This window comes from Kitasatospora sp. NPDC090308 (assembly GCF_044769485.1).
Taxonomy (GTDB): domain Bacteria; phylum Actinomycetota; class Actinomycetes; order Streptomycetales; family Streptomycetaceae; genus Kitasatospora; species Kitasatospora fiedleri.
Genome location: NZ_JBIVXY010000004.1, coordinates 63,868 through 81,777, shown reverse-complemented (window position 1 = coordinate 81,777; position 17,910 = coordinate 63,868). Strand labels below are relative to the sequence as shown.

The following is a 17,910-nucleotide window of genomic DNA, read 5'->3' as shown; positions in this document are numbered from 1 at the left end:
ATCAGATCAAGATGATCGAATCGGACGGCCGGACCGCCCGGACGGCCGGACCGCGGGTCAGTCGGTGTCGGACTCCATGGCCGCGACCAGGCCGGCCGGGCGCATGTCGGTCCACAGGCGGTCGATCCGCGCCACGCACTCCTCCCGCGACCCCTCGGCGCCCACCTGGTCCCAGCCGCCCGGGACCTCGATGTGCGCGGGCCAGAGCGAGTACTGCGCCTCCGCGTTCACCAGCACGACGAAGCGCCCGGATTCGTCATCGAAAGGATTGCTCACGTTGCCCACCCCTTGTATCGCCTTGTCTCGGTCGCCGTTCCGCGTTTCGAGCGTCCTGCGGTCCGGGGGCGACGGCACTCCGGTGCGGAACCCCCGAAAACCGCCCGGCGCACAACCCGGCGCACAACCCAGCGCGTATGTCATGGATGTGATGCGCCGGGGCACGACTGCCCCCGAAAAACATATCTATTCCTATCACGTCATTGGATCTGTCGAGGCCGCTCCCGGTGATCGCCACGTTACCGGTCCGTAATCATTCAAGTGAGCGAATTAGAAAAGGCCCCGGTCATATGCCGCACCGCCCGGACCGGCGCACATGCGGTCGCGACCTGCCCGCTGCACCCCCGCATGTACCGATATGGAACGATCCGTTCCCCTCGGCTCCCGGTGCTCTCCCCGTGATCCCCTGCGCCCTTCCGGCCCCCGCCGTGCTCCCGTGCGCCCGTCGTACGCCCCGGGGCCGCCCGTGTCCTCCGGTGTCGCCCCGTGTCCCCCGATGACCCCCGGTTTCCCGGCCGCTTCCCCCGGAGCCACCCCGAGGCCGCCCGGGCCCCGCTCCCGGGGCGGACCCTCCTGCCGCCGCCCGTCCGGGGCCGCGTAGAGTGACCGCTCCGCCCACCGGGAGAGGACGGCAGCGTGCGTGAGCGTTCCGGAATCCTGTTCGTCACCGACCTCGCGTACCCGGCCCAGGGGCGCCGGTACTGCGACGAGGACATCCTCCTGACCGCGCGGCTGCGCGAGGAGTTCGACCTGGCGCTGTGCCACCCGCGCGACGCCGCCGCCCTGATGGACGGCTTCGACGCGGTCGTCATCCGCAACAGCGGGCCGGTGCTGCACTACCGCGAGCAGTTCGACGCCTTCCGCCGCCGGGCCGCCGAACGCGGCACCCGGGTCTACAACCCGCTGACCGGCCGCGGTGACATGGCCGGCAAGGACTACCTGCTCGACCTCACCGCGGCCGGCCACCCGGTCATCCCCACCGTCGACCGCCCCGCCGACCTCCACCTGCTGCCCCCGGCCGAGCGCTACGTGGTCAAGCCCAAGGCCGGTGCCGACTCGATCGGCCTCTCCGTGGTCGACCGCGCCCAACTGACCGACCGCGCCACCGGCCCGGTCCCCTCCTGGGACGGCATGCTCGTCCAGCCGCTGGTCGACTTCCGCTACGAGGTCTCGTTCTACTTCGTCGACGACGCCTTCCAGTACGCCCTGCACGCCCCCGACCCGTCCCGCCGCTGGGAGCTGACGCCCTACCACCCCACCGCGGACGACCTGGACTTCGCCCGCCGGTTCATCGCCTGGAACACCCTCGACCACGGCATCCAGCGCGTCGACGCCTGCCGCACCGCCACCGGCGAACTCCTGCTGGTCGAACTGGAGGACCTCAACCCCTACCTCTCGCTGGACGTCGCCCCACCGCCGCAGCGCGAGGCGTTCGTCACCGCGATGGCCGCCTCGCTCCACCACTTCCTGCACACCACCCCGGGGGAGTGACCACCCCGGGCATGGCCGCCGCCGCCCGCCGCTCCGGCTAGACGCCCTTCGCCGCGGCGACCTTCACCTCTGCGCCCTTCGTTCCTGTGCCCTTCGCCCCGGCGGCTTCCGCTCTGCCGCCCTTCGCCCTGCCGTCCCGCGTCGGTCGTTCGGCGTGGGCGGCCCGGGCCGCCAGGACCTCGGGGGTGCGGGTCTCGGCCCAGCGGGCCAGTGTCCAGACGTGCTGGGCGGCCTCCTCGCCGAGCGGGGTCAGCGAGTAGTCGACCCGTGGCGGGATGACGGGGTACGCCTCCCGGTGGACCAGGCCGTCCTGCTCCAGCGTCTGCAGGGTCTGGGCGAGCATCTTCTCGCTCACCCCGCCCACCGCGCGGCGCAGTTCGCTGAACCGGTGGGTGCCGTCCAGCAGGACGGCCAGCACCAGCACCGCCCAGCGGCTGGTGACATGCTCCAGGATGCCGCGCGAGGGACAGCAGACCGAGTTGACGTCCACCGGGATCCCGCCGGTCAGTTCCTTCACCCTGGTGTTCATGGAAGTACCTTACCTGAAAGTGGGTACTTCCGAATGGTTAGTGACTTTCCTAGGGTGGGTCTCCAAGCGTTGTCCCACCTCAGGAGTTGCATCACCATGAGCATCGTCGTCACCGGCGCCACCGGTCAGCTGGGCCGTCTCGTCATCGACGCCCTGCTGGCCCGCGTCCCGGCCACCGAGGTCGTCGCCGCCGTCCGCGACGAGGGCCGGGCCGCCGACCTGGCCGCCCGCGGCGTCGAACTGCGGGTCGCCGACTACGACCGGCCCGAGACGGTGGCCGCGGCGATCCGCCCCGGCGACACCGTGCTGCTGGTCTCCGGCAGCGAGGTCGGCCGCCGGGTCGCCCAGCACACCGCCGTGATCGAGGCCGCGAAGGCCGCCGGAGCCGCCCGCCTGGTCTACACCGGGGTGCTCGGCGGCCCGGACGCCGACTTCCGGCTCGCGGACGAGCACAAGGCCACCGAGCAGCTGATCCTCGACTCCGGCCTGCCGTACACCTTCCTGCGCAACGGCTGGTACACCGAGAACTACACCGCGCTGATCCCGGTCCAGCTGGAGCACGGCGTGGCCGGCAGCACCGCCGGCGGCCGGATCGGCTCGGCGTCCCGCGCCGACTACGCCGCCGCCGCGGCCGAGGTGCTGACCGGCGAGGGCCACGAGAACCGGGTCTACGAGCTCAGCGGCGACACCGCCTGGACGCTGGAGGAGTACGCCGCCGAACTCTCCCGGCAGAGCGGCCGCCAGGTCGCCCACCACGAGCTGCCGGCCGAGGCCAACCTCGGCGTGCTTACCGGCGCGGGCCTGCCCCCGCAGCTGGCCGAGATCCTGGTCGACGTCGACGTCTCCGGCATCTCCCGCGGCCTGCTGGCCGGCGGCAGCGGCGACCTCTCCCGCCTGATCGGCCGCCCCACCACCCCGCTCTCCACCACCATCGCCGAGGCCCTCGCGACCACCCACTGAGCCTCCGGCCCGCCCGGCCCCGGAGCCGCCCGACCCCGGCCAGCTCGGCTCCGGGGCCCTGGGCTCAGCCCGGTTCGTCCTCGTCGCTGCGGCGGCCCGCCCGGGCCGCGGCGAGGAAGACGGCCAGGGCCACCACGGGGCAGGCGAGTCCGAGACCCAGCAGGACGTAGCGCACGACGACCCCCTCCTTCTGTTCACGAACCCTTTCGGCGTGAAGGGCGGTCAACCTGACCCCTGCGGGCGGACTTTCACCCGTCGGTGTCGTGGACGTCGTCGCTGTTGCCGTCGTCGTCGCTGTTGCCGCCGTCGTCGTCGTCGCTGCCGCCGTCGCCGCTGCCGGTGTCGGCGACGGCGGTGCGGATGCGGCCGAGCAGGGTGCGCAGCTGCTCGCGTTCGGCGGCGCCGAGGGCGCCGGTGGCCGCGGCGAGGGCGGCGCGGTCGAGTTCCTCGGCCTCGCGGTGGCGGCGCACGCCCTCCGGGGTGAGGGTCAGCAGGAACGCGCGCCGGTCGGAGGGGTGCCGGACGCGTTCGACCAGGCCGTCGCGTTCGAGGCTGTCGACGATCGTGGTGGTCGTGCGGGGGGCGTTGCCCACGTACTCGGCGAGGTCGCGCATGCGCAGCGGGCCGCCCGCCAGGGCCAGGACGCGCAGGGTCCGCAGCCGGGCCACCGAGGCGCCGTGCTCGCGCAGCCGGCCGTCCACGAAGGTGCGCAACTGCTGGGTGGTGGCGAACAGTTCGTCGATCAGGACGTCGCTGCTGCCGAACCGGTGCCGCGCCTTCGCTTCCGCTGCCATGCCGTGTGCTCCCCATCCTCGTCCGGTTCCGCTGCGGAATCCGGTGCGTTCCCGCCGGGCCCTCGGACTTCATGAGCATACTCATACTGAGTATGCTCAGCTTCTATGAGCACCCGCCTGGGCCAGCGCCGTGTCGTGCCCATCATGGCTGTCCTGACCACCTTCATCTGCATCGTCGACGGGGCGATCACCACCGTCGCCCTCCCCAGCATCGCCCGGCAGTTCGACCTGACCCCGGCCGCCCTCACCGGCGTCGTCGTGGTCTACCCCGTCTGCCTGGGCATGATGATCCCCGCCTCCGCCTGGCTGGTGGAACGCCACGGCGGCCGCCGCCTGATGCTGCTGTCGCTGTCCGCCTTCACCGCCGCCAGCGGCCTGTGCGGCGCCGCCCCGAACCTGACCGCCCTGGTCGGCGCCCGGGCCCTGCAGGGCCTGGCCGCCGGTCTGCTCATGCCGACCTCGCAGGCCCTGCTCTTCCGCACCTTCAGCCAGACCGAGCAGGTCAGGCTGTCCCGGCTGATGGTCATCCCGCAGCAGATCGCCCCGGCGATCGCCCCGCTGCTGGGCGGCCTGCTGATCACCGGCCTGTCCTGGCGCTGGGTGTTCTACGTCAACGTGCCCTTCGGCGCCGCGGCGGTCCTGTTCGGCGCGCTCTTCCTGGCCGAGCACCGGGACCACGCCGCCGGCCGCCTCGACCTGCCCGGCCTGCTGCTGTGCGGCGCGGGCACGGCCGCCCTGATGTACGGCGTCTGCGCGGGCCCCGACCTCGGCTGGACCCGGCCGCAGGTGCTCGGCACCCTGGCCGCCGGCGCGGTCCTGCTCGCGGTCGCCGTCCGGCACCAACTCCGCACGCCCGAGCCGATCCTGCGGCTGCGGCTGTTCCGCGACCGGCTGTTCCGCGACACCAACCTGGTCAGCCTGGTCGGCTACGTGCCGATGATGGGCGCCATGTTCCTCGGCCCGATCTTCATCCAGGAGGCCCGCGGCGGCACGGCGCTGGAGAGCGGCAGCACCACCTTCACCGAGGCGTTCGGCGTCCTGGTGACGATGCAGGTGGTCGGCGCGGTCTACCACCGGATCGGACCGCGCCCGATCATCGGCACCGGCCTGCTGGGCGTCGCCGGCGTGATGCTGCTGTTCGCCACCGCCGACGCCGACACCGGCCTGTGGGCCTTCCGCGGCTACATGTTCCTGCTCGGCCTGGCCATGGGCGCGGTCTTCATCCCCACCACCATCGCCTCCTTCAGCACCATCGCCCGCGCCGACGTCGCCCACGCCGCCACCCTCAACACCGTCGTCCGGCAGACCGGCAGCGCCCTGGCCCCCGCCGTCGTCACCTCGGTCCTGGTCCTCGGCGCGAGCGGCTCGCAGCGTGCCCACCCGCCGCTGGCCGCCTACCAGCTCAGCTACTCCGTCCTGGCGGCCGTCGCCCTCGTCGCCGCGCTCTTCGCCCTCACCCTCCCCGCCGGCCCCGGCACCACCCGCCCCGCGGACGGCCCCACCACCGCCCGCACCCGCCCCGGGCCCCGCCAGCAGGTCGGCTGACCGCCCCGCCCCACCGCCCGGTCCGGACCCCGAGCCGGGACGGGCCGGATCAGGGCGCCGGGACGGTACCGAGAGCGGGGAGCATCCGCGCGACCTCCTCGTCGTCGGCACCCTCGACGTCGACGTCGCCCGCCACGCGCAGCTCCAGGTAGGCGAACCGGGGGGCCAGCGCGGCGAGGAGGGCCGGCGGATCGAGGTCCCCGTCCGCGTCCGCGGCTCCGATCACCAGTTCCCTGATGCCCAGGTGCTCGAGTTGGGCGAGCAACGGGTGCTCCGCGAGGAGGACGAAATCACCGGCCTCCTCGGGCTCGAAGTGCGCCCCGCCCAGGTCGAGGCTCCGCAGCCGGGGGTACCGGGCCGGGGCCGGCTCCGCCAGCTGGGCGTTCGTCCCCATCGTGCCGTGGACGTCGCAGTCGATCTCCACCTCCAGCGAGACGAGGGCGGGCGTCGCGGAGGGGAACAGGGAACCGTCCGCGAAGACGGCCCCCCGCACCCGCAGGTGCGCCAGGCCGTCGTGCTCCACGTCGTCGAACAGGAACGCGCCCTCCAGCTCCAGCGAGCGCAGCGCGGGCAGCGACCCCCACAGCGCCCGCGCCACCTCCTCGGGGACCACCGCGGCGTTCAGGTACACCTCGGGGACGACGGAGTTCCCCGCCGAGGTCGTGTGCGACTCCAGCAGCGTGTCGAACCCGTGGCCGAAGGACAGGGACGCCAACCGGGGCCACCGCCGCCGCCCCAGCGCGACCGCGGCCCGCTCGGCGGAGTGGTGGTAGTCGGTGAGGTGCAGATCCAGACCGCGCAGCAGCCGGGCCGCCGGATGGGACAGCAGGGCGTCGACCAGCACCCCCTCCCACTGCTCGGGATCGGCCGGGTCGACCTCCCCGCCCCCGAACGGCCCGGTCGGCGACCGCTCCGCCAGCAGCCGCTCCACCAGCACCCGGCGCCGCCGCCCCGGGTCCGGCGCGAGCCGGAAAACGGCCTTGTCGACGAACCCCCGGGACCAGGTGAACCGCCAGGACCCGTCCGCCCGGAGCAGGTCGAGCCCGCACTCCCGCTCCACCCGCCCGTACGCCGCGACCGTCTCCGCCGACTCCCCGCCGCTGCGGTGCTCCCGCCGGATCGCCTCCCCGCGCGGATCGCCCACCGCGGCGAGCGCGTCCGCGTGGGCGAGCCACTCCGCCCACCCGTCCGACACCGGTACCGCCACATCACCGGCAAAGCCCACGTCGCCCTCCTGGCCTCGGGTGTCGGTGGGCACCCTACGGGCACCCACCGACACCCGCCGCCCCCGGCCGGTCTCCTGACCGGCCGCCGGCTCGGGCGATCCGATGACGCGGGGGAGTCGGCCCGGACGCTAGGACTTCCACGCCCCCAGCATGTCCTTCATGGAGTCCGTCAGCGCGAGTTGGAGCAGCGGGCCGTAGGTGATCCGGCCGACGCCGAGGCGGCGGAAGCGGTCGAGGTCGTGCCTGACGGGGTGGGCAGTGGAGTTGACGGGGACGCCGAGGGCGCCGGTCACCGCCGTGAGCAGGGCGTCGTCGTCCTGGATGCGCACCGGGTAGACGCTGTCGGCACCGGCCCGCTCCAGGGCCAGCAGCCGTTCGACCGCCTCGTCGAGGACGGCGGAGGCGTCCTGCGCGTGCAGGAAGAGGTCGGTGCGCCCGTTGATCCAGACCGGGACCCCCGCGTCGTCGGCCGCCGCGCGCAGCCCGGCGACGTACTCCGCGTGCTCCTCGGTGCTGCGCAGCCGCCCGCCGTCCGAGTGGACGGTGTCCTCGACGTTGAGGCCGACGCCGCCGACCTCGATCAGGCCGGCGATCAGGTCGGCGGGCCGCTGCCCGTACCCGGCCTCCAGGTCCACGGAGACCGGGACGTCGACGGCCGCGATGATCGGCCTGACGGCGGCGAGCACCTCCTCGAAGGTCTGCCCCTCGTGGTCCTCGGCACCCCGGGACTCGGCGAGCGGATGGCTGCCGATCGTCAGCGCGGGAAACCCGGCGCCGGCCGCCGTCCGCGCCGACCACACGTCCCAGACGGTGGGCAGCACGAGCGGCTTGTGGTCGGCGTGCAACTGCTTGAGGCGTCGAGCGCGCTCGACGGTGGTGGGAAGGTCCATGCCCAGGACGCTACCCCCGGATCGCCCGCGCACAACGCCTTGACGGGCCCGACATGCGCCCGGGCCGGACGGTCAGGCGGGATCGGGATCGGGATCGGGGTCAGGGTCAGGGCTGTCGGCGGAGGTGGCGGCCAGCAGCCGCTCCGGGGCAGTCAGTACCGCGTCCAGGGTGTCCGCGCCAACGAGACGCCGTCGGTGGCGCAGGTGTCCTCGAAGGTCTTCCGCAGCAGGGCCGCCGGCCAGTAACGGGCGCCGTTGGCGGCGTAGTCGAGCATCTGGCCGACCACCTCGCGCCGGATGCGGGTGTCGCCGGCCCGCTTCACCTCCACCAGGGTCGGCACCGCGTCCTCGTCCACGAACAGGTGGTCCAGCGCCAGCGTCGGTCCGGTGTGCTCCCCGGTGGCCACGCCCATCTCCCGTGCCACCAGGGACAGGCGCAGCGGACGGCCGTCGGCCAGCGAGCCGAAGTCCAGGACGCGCGGATGACGGGCCAACAACCGCTGGAACTCCTCCTCGGAGTCGAAGCCGACCGCCTCCAGGGTGTGCACGTCCTCGTCGCCCACCACGAACACCGGTTGCAGTGTCACCGACACCCCTCCGCCACCCAAGCCGTCCCCGCGGGCACCGAACCTACCAGCGGCCGGTCTCCGGGGTCGGCGAGCCGGGGATGCCCGGGACGGCGAGAGGGAGCGGGGCCTGGTGGTGAAGCGCCGTCAGCTTCCGGCGGGCGGTCGGAGAGCAGTGCGGGGACGGCCTCCGGCTGCGGGTGCGTCGCCGCCCGCCCCGAGGGCCGGTACGTGCCGGAACCCTTCGGTGTCCGCGACGGGCAGCATGCCGAGGACCGCCGACCTCCCGGCACCGGCACTGGAAGCCCGTCGGCACCCCCGCCGCTTGTCGGCCCGGGGTGCCAGGCTGTGTCCCATGGACGAGCACCACGAGCAACTGCTGCGCGGCCGGGTCTACGGCGCCGACCACGAGGATCCCGGCCCGCGCCCCGGCCGTGAGTACCGTGAACTGGTGGGCGGCCCCCTGGACGGCCTCCTCCTGGACGTCACCGGCCGGGACCCGGCCGACCTCGAACGCGGGGCCGCCCTCGTCACCGGTCTCAGCCACTACGGCAGCGAAGGCCGCGCGCACTACGCACCCCGCCCCACCGCCCCGCACCGCTGGGACTGGACGGGCGACACCCCGTAGCGCCCCCGCGCACGCGAGACCGCCCGGCGCGGCGGGCGCGGGTCGACCCCGTACGGCGGGGGCCCGGCCGCAAGGGGGGGATTGGCCGGGCCCTCGTCCGCCGCACCCGACGCCTGCCCCGGCGGGGCGCTCTCATGCGCCCTCCTGTCCCTGCCCTTGCTCTTGCTCCTGTTCCTGTTCCTGCGGGACCCGGCCGAGGCCGTCGAGGAGTTGGAGGATCTGCTGGAAGGGCCTGCGCAGGGCCACCGCGGCGGGGCGGGAGTCGGCGCGGGCGTAGGCGGCGAGGCCGTCGCGGACGGTGGCCAGGGCCGGCCCGGGCCCGCCGGTGTCCAGGAGGCCGGTGATCGCCCGGCCGGTGGCGGCGGTGAGGGCGCGCAGGTGCGGCCGGGCATCGGTGACGACCGGGGCGAGGTCGTCCCTGGCGGTGAACGCGGCGACCTCCCCGGCCAGGGTCTCCAGGTGCGGGGCGAGGCGGTCCACGGCGGTGACGGCCCGGGCGGTGCGCCCGGCGCTGTCGCGGTGCCGGCGGTGCAGGGGGTTGAAGCGGACGGAGCGTTCGGCTTCGCGGGCCCGCGCGGCGTTGTCGTGGACCGCGTCGACGTGACCGGTGACGGCGGCGACGTTGTCGCGGGCCACCGCGGGATCGGCACCGAGGGCGGCGGCGGTGCCTGCCAGCGCCCGGGTGAGGTGGGCGGACGAGTCGCGGGCGAGGGCGGTGAGGGCGCGCCGGGGGTCGGCGGGCCACAGCAGCGGCGCGAGCAGGACGGTCACGGCCGCTCCCGCCGCGGTCTCCCAGAGGCGGTGGAGGGCGTAGGCGTCGGGGGAGGTGCTGGCGAAGACCAGCAGGGAGGAGGCCGGGACCTGGACGTTCGGCGGCCCGCCGACCCGCAGCAGCATCCCGATGCCCAGACCCAGGGCGACGACCAGGGTGAGCGCGTCGGTCGAGGGGTGCAGGACGTTCAGGGCGGCGATGCCGACCGCCACCCCCGCCACGACGCCCAGTACCCGCTGCAGCGAGGTGCGCAGGGCGGTCGCCGGATCGCCGCCCAGGGCCACCAGCGGGACGACGGCCGCGTACACGGGCGGCTGGTCCGCCCCCAGCCAGAGCGCCACCTGCCAGGCGGCGGCGACCGTGACCACGATCCGGGCCGCGGCGGGCCCCTGGGACGCCAGGACGCCCCGGACCCGGCCGCCCGCCGGCGCGTGCCGCCGCGCCGCCCCTCGCGCCCGCCCGGACAACGCCTCGTACGGTCTGCGCACCACCGGTCTCCCCGATCCGGGCCGTGATCGACATGATCAAGCCGTGATCAGCGCGATCAACGCGATCAATGGGCCCAGCGTGGTCGCCGGACGGGCCACGGCCGCCGATTGCGCCGAATGCGGCATGTCACGGACCGGCACCCCGGGCCGGAGACAGCCCGGACGGAGACGGAGACGGAGACGGAGGCGGAGACGGAGGCGGCGACGGAGGCGGAGACGGAGGCGGCGACGGGGCGGGTCGGTCAGCCGTCTTCCCGGCGCAGCGCGGCGACGGCCCGGGCGGTGGCGGCGCCGATGGCGGCGTTGATCGCGGTCTCGTCCGAGCCCGGCCGGGAGCGGGTGAAGACGGCGGCGGCGTAACGGCGGCCGTCGGGGTGGGAGATCACGCCGACCTCGTTGCGGACCACGCCGAGCAGGCCGCCGCTCTTGGCCGCGACCCGCACCGGCGGCCGGAAGCCGCTCGCGATCCGGTGCCGGGTCAGCTGGCGGCCCATCAGGGTGCGTACCCGGGCGCACGCGGCGGCCGGTCCGGCCCGGTCGGTCCAGATCAGCCGCAGCAGTTCGGCCATGTCGCGCGGGGTGGTGCGGGTCCCCCGGGACGGGTCGAGCGCGCGGGCGGTCGGCAGCAGTTCCTCGACCCGGGTCGACTCGGCCGCCGACGCCCGCTCCCCCCGGGCCACCGCGTCCGCCCAGCCGGTGCGGCCCAGGTCCCGGCCGATGGAGTCGAGCATGGTCCGCAGGTCGGACTCCAGCACGGTGCCGGTCAGTCCGAGCCGTTCGGCGGTCGCGTTCACGGCGCCGACGCCGATCCGCCGCAGCAGCACGTCGGTGGTGTGGTTGTCGCTGATGGTGAGCATCAGGACGACCATGTCCCGCCAGGAGAGCACCGCGTCGTCCTCGAACAGCGAGGTCCCGGTCGGGCCGAAGGTCCGGTCGGCGGCGCTCAGCGTCACCCGCTCGCCCGGGTCCAGGCGGCCCTCGGCGAACCAGGTCTCCACCTCCAGGGCCACCTGCACCTTGACCACCGAGGCCGGAACCGACGGCTCGTCGGCGCGGAAGCCGGACTCACGGAAGCCGGACCCGTCGGAGCCGGACCCGTCGAAGCCGAACTCGCCGTCGTCGTCCAGCGGCAGGACGCACAGCGCGCCCTCGCAGCCGGCCCGCTCGAAGATCCCCCGGATGTCGTCCGTCACGGCGCCCATCCTGCCAGCAGGGCTTCGGCAGGGTCCCAACAGCGCCCCGGCAGGGCGTCGGAAGAGCGGTCACCGCCGGTGCAGCGCGTCCAGCCGGGCGAGTTCGGCCGCGGACAGCCGCAGGCCGCCGGCCGCGACGTTGGCCTCCAGGTGTGCGGGGTCGCCGGTGCCGGGGATGGCCAGCACGTGCGGGCCGCGGTGCAGCGTCCAGGCGATCCGGACCTGCGCGGGGGAGGCCCCGTGCGCCCGGGCGACCTCGACCACCTCCGGGTGCTCCTCGGCGCCCGCCCCGTACTGGCGGCCCGCGGCCGCGATCGCGTAGAACGGCACGAAGGCGACGCCCTGTTCGCGGCACAGCTCGACGAGGGCGTCCTGCTCGGGCCGGACCCCGAGGCCGTACATGTTCTGCACGCACACCACCGGCGCGACGCCCTGCGCCTCGGCCAGCTGGTGGGGCTGGACGTTGGACAGACCGAGGTGCCGGACCAGCCCGGCCGTCCGCAGCTCGGCCAGCGCGCCGAACCGCTCGGCGACCGAACCGTCGCCCACCACCCGGAGGTTCACCAGGTCCAGGTGGTCGCGGCCGAGCTGGCGCAGGTTCTCCTCCACCAGCCCGCGCAGCTGGTCCGGCCGGGCGTGCGGCAGCCACGCCCCCGACGGGTCGCGCGGCTGCCCGACTTTGGTGGCGATCACCAGGTCGTCGGGGTAGGGCGACAGCGCCCGGTTGATCAGTTCGTTGGCCGAGCGCAGCGGCGAGAAGTAGAAGGCCGCGGTGTCGAGGTGGTTCACGCCGAGCTCGACGGCCCGGCGCAGCACGCCGACCGCCTGCCCGCGGTCGCGCGCGACCGCGCCGGGCACCAGGGCCGCGCCGGTCTGGGCCAGCCGCATCGCGCCGAAGCCGATCCGGTGGACCACGCGGTCGCCCAGCGTCCAGCTGCCCGCCGCGGCGGCGGTGATCGTCTGTGGGGTTGGGGTCATGCCGCCGATGATCGGCCGGCGGCTACAGTGGCGGCCACTGATTCGGACATCTGCGAATCCTCGGAGAGCAGTCCTCGGAGAGCAGGAGGTGGCCGCCCTGGCCGAACTGGCCTTCCCGGCCCGCGACGTGGCGCGGGTGCGGTTCGCCGTCTCCCCGATGTGGCAGCTCACCACCGGCTACCGCCTGCTGGCCGCCGGCACCGCGGACCCGGTCCACCGGCGCTGGCTCGACCAGGTGCGCCCCCGGGTGGCCGCCGCCGCGCTCGACCGGTGCCGGCTCGCCGAACTGCTCCCGCCCGGCACCCCGTACGTGCCGGACTTCCTCAACCCCGCACCCGCCGGCCCCGCCCCCGCCCTGGAGGAGGAACTCGCGGCGATCGCCGCCACCCCCGCCGAACGCGTCCGCGCCGACCTCGACCACCTCCGCCACCACCAGGGCCGCACCGGCCCCCGGACGCGCGCCCTGCACGCCGACCCGGCCGCCCGGCTGCCCGCACTCCTCCGGGAGATCGCCGCCTTCTGGGAGACGGCCCTCGCCCCGTACTGGCCGCGGATCCGCGCCCTGCTGGACGCCGACGTCCTGCACCGCTCCCGGCAGGCCGCCCGGCACGGCACCGGACGGCTCCTCAACACCCTGCACCCCCAGCTCAGTTGGGACGACACGGCGCTCCGCCTGGACCGCCGGAGCCGGACCCTGGCCCGCCACACCACGGGCGGCGGACTGCTCCTGATCCCCACCGCCTTCAAGGGCCCCGGCCTGTCCACCCGGATCGCCCCGCCCGACCCGCCCCAACTCGCCTACCGCGCCCACGGCGTCGGCCGCCTCTGGCAGCCCCGCACCAGCTCCGCCACCGAGGCCCTCGCCGCCGTCCTGGGCCGGGCCCGCACCCTCCTGCTGGCCGAACTCGACGCCCCCGCCACCACCACCGAACTCGCCCACCGCACCGGCCTCTCCCCGGCCCACGTCTCGCAGAACCTCACCGCCCTGCGCGCGGCCGGCCTCGCCACCGCGCACCGCACCGGCCGCACCGTCCTGTACGCCCGCACCGCCGTCGCCGACGCGCTGCTCGCCGCCGACCACTGACGGTCTGTCATATTCCTTTATGTACAAGCGACTTGTTGCCCAGCTCGGCCGCGTGGAACGATGGCCGTTCCGCGCCGGACTCGGCGTCGGGGGGTCGGGCGGGCGTGGGGGTGCCCGCCCTCTGCGGTGGGGGAGTACACCATGGCACTGCAATTCGTCGGTCTGTTCGCGAACGACCCGGCCTACCAGGCGGCGCAGGCCCAGCTCACGCTCTGTGACCGGCCGGCCGCCCCGGCCGACGCGGCCTGGGGGCTGTGGCCGGCGCCCGCGGTGCTGGGGGCGACCCTGCTGGGGAAGCTGGCGAACGTGCCGGGCGCCAACGTCGTCGTGCGCGGCGCCCGGGGCCGGATGCCGGTCGGGGACACCCAGCTGATCGGGGTCCCGGCGGGCGGCCAGCAGCACAACCTGACGGCCGAGACGGCCGGATCGCTGCGGACGTGGCTGGCGGCGAACCCCGGGGCGGCGCTCACCGTCGTGGTGAACGTGACCACCAGCCCCAGCACCACCTTCGCGGGGACGATCGTCGAGATCCTCAACCACGAACTGTCCGCGCACGCCGAGCCGTACGCCGACTTCCTGATCGCGGAGGCGGCCGCCGCCGGGACGGGCGTCCTGGACACGGCCGACCAGCAGCACCGGGCCCTGGCCGCCGGCAACCCCCGCTACCGGCTGATCGGGGCGGAGTACGTGACGACCCACCCGGCGGCCGACCAGGCGCCGCGCTACCGCACCCGGATGGCGCAGGACACGGTGGCCAACGCGACCCTGCCGCCGGGCGTCTGACCGCGCGGCAGCCGACCGCGGCCGAAGTGGCGCCGGGCCCCGAGGAGGGGGCCCGGCGCCACTTCGTCGTCCGCCCGGCGGCGGGCGGGCCGAACGGGGGCGCGCCGGGCCGTGGCGGGTCGGCGGCGGGTCGGTGCCCGGCCGTGGCGGGTCCGCAACGGGTCCGCGGCCGGGTCCGCGGCAGCGTTCCGGTCGCCGGCCCGGTGACGTCCGGAAACGCGGAGGAGGTCCAGACCATTGACCGGGTGCCTCCTCGCTCCCTAGCATCCGCCGTGTCACAGCAGCCCCATTTCAGCCATCCCGGCCCGGACGTCCCGGCCCGGGTGGCCGGCGTACCCGCGTGCGGCCCCACCCGCCCGCGCCGCCGCCGAACGGGGCCGCCGGGACGGCCCTCGACGGCGGAGGGCCCCGCACCGCGTACCACGGGAAGACCAACGGGGAGCTCGATTCATGCCTACCGGGAACACCGGACCGGAACCGGTGGCCGAAGCCACCGCCGCGCTGTCGGTGGGACAGGAACGCCTCTGGTTCCTGGCCCAACTGGAGCCGGGGGACCCGTCGTACAACATCCCGTACGTCCTGCGGCTCACCGGGCGGCTCGACCCGGCGGCGCTGCGGACCGCCCTGGACGCGGTCGTCGCCCGGCACGAGGCCCTGCGCTGCCGGTTCCCCGCCGCGGACGGGCGGCCCGCCGTGGTGGTCGAGCAGCCCGGGCCGGTCCGGCTCGATGAGCGCGACCTGCGGGACGCCCCGGCGGGGGAGGCGGAGGCGGCGCTGGCCGAGCTGAGCAACACCGCCTTCGACCTGGCCGCCGACCCGCCGCTGCGCGCCGCGCTGCTGCGCACCGGGGACGAGGAGCACCTGCTGGCCCTGGTGCTGCACCACATCGCCGCCGACGGCTGGTCGCTGGGGCTGCTGCGGGCCGAACTCGCCGCGCACTACACCGCGCACCGGGAGGGCCGGAGCGCCGAACTCCCGCCCGCCCCCTCCTACCTGGCGCACGCCGCCGCCGAACGGGCCTGGCTGGACGGCCCCGAGGCGGCCCGGGCACTCGCCCACTGGCGCGAACGCCTGGCCGGAGCGCCCCCGCTGGAGCTGCCCCTCGACCGGCCCCGGACCGGCGCGCCCAGCAGCGCCGGGGCCTACCACACCCGGGTGCTGCGCGGCCTGCGGCCCGTCCTGGAGTCCTTCGCCCGGGCCCGCCGGGTGACGCCGTTCATGGTGCTCGCCGCCGCCTACCAGGCCCTGCTGCACCGGTGCACCGGACAGGACGACTTCTGCGTCGGGGTGCCCACCGCCGCCCGGGACACCGTGGAGAGCGAACGGATCGTCGGGTACTGCTCCTCGGCGCTCGTGCTGCGCGCCGACCTCTCCGGGGCGCCCACCTTCGACGCCCTGCTGCGCGCCGTCCGCAGTGAGTGGACGCGCGCGCTGAGCCACCGGCGCATCCCCTTCGAACGGCTCCTCGACGAACTGGGCACCGACCGGGACCCGGACCGCGCGCCGGTCTTCCAGACCATGCTCACCGTGCACACCCACACCGGCGGCGAACTCGGCGAGGAGCCCTTCGCCGACCTGCGCTGCGCGGAGGCCGACGCCGGCCACACCGCCGCGAAGTCCGAACTCGGCCTGGACGTCCGGCCGGACGGCGACGACCTGCACGCCGTCTTCGGCCACCGCACCGACCTGCTGGACCCCGCGACGGCGGCGGCCCTCGCCGCCCGGTTCGAGACACTGCTGCGCGCCGCCCTCGCCGACCCGGAGACCCCGGTGCACCGGCTGCCGCTGCTGACCGACGCCGACCGCGCCCTGCTGGCCGACGGGGCCCGCGGGCCCGCGCTCCCGGCCGGACCGCCCACCGTCCTGGCCGCCGTCGACCTGGCCGCCCGCCGGCGCCCGGACGCCCCGGCGGTGGTCGGCCCGGACGGGACGCTCACCCGCGCCGGGCTCGCCGCCGCCTCCCGGGCGCTGGCCGCCCGGCTCGCCGCCCACGGCGTGCGCCGCGGCGACCTGGTGGCGCTCTGCCTGCCGCGCGGCCCGCGCGCCGTGACCGCGATGCTGGCGGCCTGGCGGCTGGGCGCCGGCTACCTCCCGCTGGACCCCGGCTACCCGCCGTCCCGGCTGGCGTTCATGCTCGCCGACAGCGGCGCCGCCGTCCTGCTCACCGAGGACGGCACCCTCCCGGACGGCGTGCGCGCCGACCTCCCGGTGCTCGCCGCCGACGCCCCGGCCCTCGCTGCCGACGGACCGGCCCTCGCCACCGACGGGCCGGACCCGCAGGACCGGGCCGTCCCCGAGGAGAGCCCGGCCACCCCCGAGGACCCCGCCTACCTGATCTACACCTCCGGCTCCACCGGCACCCCCAAGGGCGTCCTCGTCCCGCACCGCGCCCTGGCCGCCCGGGTGGCCTGGATGCGCGACGGGTACGGCCTGACGGCCGACGACCGCGTCCTGCAGTACGCCACCCTGTCCTTCGACACCAGCGCCGAGGAGGTCTTCCCCGCGCTCGCCGCCGGCGCCGTCCTGGTCACCGCCCGCCCGGACGCCACCCTGCCCGACCAGCTCGCCGAGCCGTACTGCGCCGGCCTCACGGTGCTCGACCTGCCCACCCCGTACTGGCACCACCTGGTCGCCGACCTCGACGAGACGCCCTGGCCGCCGGGCCTGCGGCTGCTCGTGCTGGGCGCCGACCAGGTCCGCCCGGAGGCCGTCGCGGCCTGGCGGAACCGGTTCGGGGAGCGCGTCCGGCTGGTCAACTCCTACGGCCCCACCGAGACCGCGATCATCGCCACCACCGCCGAGCTGGGCCCCGCGGACGCGCACCGCCGCCCGCCGATCGGCCGCCCGGTCGGCGGCACCACGGTCGCCGTCCTCGACCGGCACGGCACCCCGGTGCCGCCCGGCACCCCGGGCGAACTGGTCATCGGGGGAGCGGGGGTGACGGACGGCTACCTCGGCCGCCCCGGCGCCACCGCCCGCGCCTTCGGGCCCGACCCGGACGGCCCGCCCGGCGCCCGCCGCTACCGCACCGGCGACCTGGTGCGCCGCCTCCCGGACGGGACGCTGGAGTTCCTCGGCCGGATCGACGACCAGGTGAAGGTCCGCGGCTACCGGGTCGAACCCGGCGAGGTGGAGTCCGCGCTGCTCGCCCGCCCGGGCGTCACCCAGGCCGCGGTGGTCGCGCACCGCGACACCCTGGCCGCCTACGTGGTCGGCTCCGGCCTCGACCCGGACGCGCTGCGCACCGCCCTCGCCCGGACGCTCCCCCCGCACGCCGTCCCCGGCGCGATCGTCCCGCTGGACGCCCTCCCGCTCACCCCCAACGGCAAACTCGACCGCCGCGCCCTGCCCGCCCCCGACGCCGTGGCCGGCGCCCGCCGCCGCCCGCCGCACGTGCCGCCGCGCACCGAGGCGGAGGAACTGGTCGCCGACGTCTGGCAGGAGGTGCTGGGCGTGGCCGCCGTCGGCGCCCACGACGACTTCTTCGACCTCGGCGGCCACTCCCTGCTCGCCACCCGGGTCGTCGCCCGGATCCGCGCCGCGATCGACCTCGCCGTCCCGCTGCGCGCCCTGTTCACCCACCGCACCGCGGCCGCTTTCGCCGAGGCCGTCGAAGCCGCCCTGGTCGCCGAGATCGACAACCTGTCCGACGACGACGCCGCCCGGCTGCTCGCCGCCCCGGACGCCCCGTAAGGAGACCGGCTCCC

General features: G+C 75.6%; 16 protein-coding genes. 7 read left to right on the top strand and 9 right to left on the bottom strand.

The window, feature by feature from the left end; genetic code table 11:
• Positions 1 to 57 precede the first annotated feature (57 nt).
• Positions 58 to 276, bottom strand: coding sequence for an MbtH family protein (locus ACIQVD_RS10985; RefSeq protein WP_100840487.1), 219 nt, complete (start codon positions 274 to 276; stop codon positions 58 to 60).
• A gap of 636 nt (positions 277 to 912) precedes the next feature.
• On the opposite strand from ACIQVD_RS10985, the gene ACIQVD_RS10980 reads away from it, so the two are divergent.
• The gene (locus ACIQVD_RS10980; RefSeq protein ID WP_402287880.1) at positions 913 to 1,767 is read left to right on the top strand and encodes a hypothetical protein; all 855 of its coding nucleotides are present in this window, start codon (positions 913 to 915) and stop codon (positions 1,765 to 1,767) included.
• Between the two features lie 37 nt (positions 1,768 to 1,804).
• Here ACIQVD_RS10980 and ACIQVD_RS10975 read toward each other — a convergent pair whose 3' ends face one another.
• Entirely contained in the window at positions 1,805 to 2,296 is a 492-nt protein-coding gene (locus tag ACIQVD_RS10975; RefSeq protein WP_402287878.1) for a winged helix-turn-helix transcriptional regulator, read from the bottom strand.
• 96 nt (positions 2,297 to 2,392) lie between these two features.
• Between ACIQVD_RS10975 and ACIQVD_RS10970 the strand changes: the two genes are divergently transcribed.
• Complete coding sequence (locus ACIQVD_RS10970) at positions 2,393 to 3,256, top strand: NAD(P)H-binding protein (protein ID WP_402287876.1); 864 nt, start codon at positions 2,393 to 2,395, stop codon at positions 3,254 to 3,256.
• A gap of 248 nt (positions 3,257 to 3,504) precedes the next feature.
• Here the strand turns inward: ACIQVD_RS10970 and ACIQVD_RS10965 are convergent, their stop codons facing one another.
• Complete coding sequence (locus ACIQVD_RS10965) at positions 3,505 to 4,050, bottom strand: MarR family winged helix-turn-helix transcriptional regulator (protein WP_402287874.1); 546 nt, start codon at positions 4,048 to 4,050, stop codon at positions 3,505 to 3,507.
• A 105-nt stretch (positions 4,051 to 4,155) separates the two neighbouring features.
• Between ACIQVD_RS10965 and ACIQVD_RS10960 the strand changes: the two genes are divergently transcribed.
• Positions 4,156 to 5,595 (top strand): DHA2 family efflux MFS transporter permease subunit, encoded by a 1,440-nt coding sequence (locus tag ACIQVD_RS10960; protein WP_402287872.1) that lies wholly within the window; start codon positions 4,156 to 4,158, stop codon positions 5,593 to 5,595.
• Positions 5,596 to 5,644: 49 nt separating this feature from the next.
• On the opposite strand, the gene ACIQVD_RS10955 is transcribed toward ACIQVD_RS10960, so the two are convergent.
• The 3 genes from ACIQVD_RS10955 to ACIQVD_RS10945 all read right to left on the bottom strand — a co-directional run bounded on the left by ACIQVD_RS10955 (position 5,645) and on the right by ACIQVD_RS10945 (position 8,298).
• Positions 5,645 to 6,820 carry a hypothetical protein gene (locus tag ACIQVD_RS10955; protein ID WP_402287869.1) on the bottom strand — a complete coding sequence of 392 codons (1,176 nt, stop codon included), beginning with the start codon at positions 6,818 to 6,820 and terminating at the stop codon, positions 5,645 to 5,647.
• Positions 6,821 to 6,949: 129 nt separating this feature from the next.
• Positions 6,950 to 7,711 (bottom strand): isocitrate lyase/phosphoenolpyruvate mutase family protein, encoded by a 762-nt coding sequence (locus tag ACIQVD_RS10950; protein ID WP_400692912.1) that lies wholly within the window; start codon positions 7,709 to 7,711, stop codon positions 6,950 to 6,952.
• Between the two features lie 152 nt (positions 7,712 to 7,863).
• Positions 7,864 to 8,298, bottom strand: coding sequence for a hypothetical protein (locus ACIQVD_RS10945; protein ID WP_402287867.1), 435 nt, complete (start codon positions 8,296 to 8,298; stop codon positions 7,864 to 7,866).
• Positions 8,299 to 8,632: 334 nt separating this feature from the next.
• Between ACIQVD_RS10945 and ACIQVD_RS10940 the strand changes: the two genes are divergently transcribed.
• A complete protein-coding gene (locus ACIQVD_RS10940) occupies positions 8,633 to 8,905 on the top strand; it encodes a hypothetical protein (protein WP_400692917.1) in 273 nt (90 codons plus the stop codon).
• Positions 8,906 to 9,037: 132 nt separating this feature from the next.
• On the opposite strand, the gene ACIQVD_RS10935 is transcribed toward ACIQVD_RS10940, so the two are convergent.
• The 3 genes from ACIQVD_RS10935 to ACIQVD_RS10925 form a co-directional block, all read right to left on the bottom strand.
• Complete coding sequence (locus ACIQVD_RS10935; RefSeq protein ID WP_402287864.1) at positions 9,038 to 10,165, bottom strand: FUSC family protein; 1,128 nt, start codon at positions 10,163 to 10,165, stop codon at positions 9,038 to 9,040.
• A gap of 242 nt (positions 10,166 to 10,407) precedes the next feature.
• A complete protein-coding gene (locus ACIQVD_RS10930; RefSeq protein WP_402287861.1) occupies positions 10,408 to 11,358 on the bottom strand; it encodes a serine hydrolase in 951 nt (316 codons plus the stop codon).
• A 69-nt stretch (positions 11,359 to 11,427) separates the two neighbouring features.
• Entirely contained in the window at positions 11,428 to 12,336 is a 909-nt protein-coding gene (locus ACIQVD_RS10925; RefSeq protein ID WP_402287858.1) for an oxidoreductase, read from the bottom strand.
• Positions 12,337 to 12,424: 88 nt separating this feature from the next.
• Here ACIQVD_RS10925 and ACIQVD_RS10920 point away from each other — a divergent pair, with 88 nt between their 5' ends.
• From ACIQVD_RS10920 to ACIQVD_RS10910, 3 genes are all read left to right on the top strand, one after another.
• Positions 12,425 to 13,420 carry a DUF5937 family protein gene (locus ACIQVD_RS10920; protein WP_402287855.1) on the top strand — a complete coding sequence of 332 codons (996 nt, stop codon included), beginning with the start codon at positions 12,425 to 12,427 and terminating at the stop codon, positions 13,418 to 13,420.
• Positions 13,421 to 13,561: 141 nt separating this feature from the next.
• Positions 13,562 to 14,203 (top strand): hypothetical protein, encoded by a 642-nt coding sequence (locus tag ACIQVD_RS10915; protein ID WP_400692928.1) that lies wholly within the window; start codon positions 13,562 to 13,564, stop codon positions 14,201 to 14,203.
• A gap of 450 nt (positions 14,204 to 14,653) precedes the next feature.
• Complete coding sequence (locus ACIQVD_RS10910; RefSeq protein ID WP_402287853.1) at positions 14,654 to 17,896, top strand: amino acid adenylation domain-containing protein; 3,243 nt, start codon at positions 14,654 to 14,656, stop codon at positions 17,894 to 17,896.
• Positions 17,897 to 17,910 lie beyond the last annotated feature (14 nt).

What these genes read in the sequence shown, in the direction of transcription:
- ACIQVD_RS10975 (WP_402287878.1), bottom strand. Translation starts at nt 2,296, where the DNA reads ATGAACACCAGGGTGAAGGAACTGACCGGCGGGATCCCGGTGGACGTC.
- ACIQVD_RS10970 (WP_402287876.1), top strand. Translation starts at nt 2,393, where the DNA reads ATGAGCATCGTCGTCACCGGCGCCACCGGTCAGCTGGGCCGTCTCGTC.
- ACIQVD_RS10965 (WP_402287874.1), bottom strand. Translation starts at nt 4,050, where the DNA reads ATGGCAGCGGAAGCGAAGGCGCGGCACCGGTTCGGCAGCAGCGACGTC.
- ACIQVD_RS10960 (WP_402287872.1), top strand. Translation starts at nt 4,156, where the DNA reads ATGAGCACCCGCCTGGGCCAGCGCCGTGTCGTGCCCATCATGGCTGTC.
- ACIQVD_RS10950 (WP_400692912.1), bottom strand. Translation starts at nt 7,711, where the DNA reads ATGGACCTTCCCACCACCGTCGAGCGCGCTCGACGCCTCAAGCAGTTG.
- ACIQVD_RS10940 (WP_400692917.1), top strand. Translation starts at nt 8,633, where the DNA reads ATGGACGAGCACCACGAGCAACTGCTGCGCGGCCGGGTCTACGGCGCC.
- ACIQVD_RS10925 (WP_402287858.1), bottom strand. Translation starts at nt 12,336, where the DNA reads ATGACCCCAACCCCACAGACGATCACCGCCGCCGCGGCGGGCAGCTGG.
- ACIQVD_RS10915 (WP_400692928.1), top strand. Translation starts at nt 13,562, where the DNA reads ATGGCACTGCAATTCGTCGGTCTGTTCGCGAACGACCCGGCCTACCAG.
- ACIQVD_RS10910 (WP_402287853.1), top strand. Translation starts at nt 14,654, where the DNA reads ATGCCTACCGGGAACACCGGACCGGAACCGGTGGCCGAAGCCACCGCC.